Origin of the sequence: Enterococcus sp. AZ163 (genome assembly GCF_050498925.1) — a bacterium.
Lineage (GTDB): Bacteria > Bacillota > Bacilli > Lactobacillales > Enterococcaceae > Enterococcus_A > Enterococcus_A ferrettii.
The window spans coordinates 1-206 of the sequence record NZ_JBIPAO010000025.1 but is presented as its reverse complement, the minus strand read 5'-3'; the positions used below and the strand labels follow the sequence as shown (position 1 = coordinate 206).

Genomic DNA, 206 nt, shown 5'->3' with positions numbered 1-206 from the left:
AGGCAGCTTTAGCGGAAGCACGTCGGTAAGTACAAGCGATAGCACAAGTACAAGCACATCGGTTAGCGATTCAAGATCAGAAAGCACCAGCATCAGTGATAGCGACAGTGCAAGTCTAAGCACATCGATCAGCGAATCAATTTGCACATCGATTTCCGACAGTGCAAGTGATTCAGCAAGTGAATCGGGCAGCTACAGTGGAAGTA

1 protein-coding gene is annotated in these 206 nt (G+C 47.6%); it reads left to right on the top strand.

The window, feature by feature from the left end:
* The coding region (locus IGI46_RS25925) for a hypothetical protein (RefSeq protein ID WP_429974631.1) at positions 1–206 on the top strand (206 nt) is incomplete at both ends.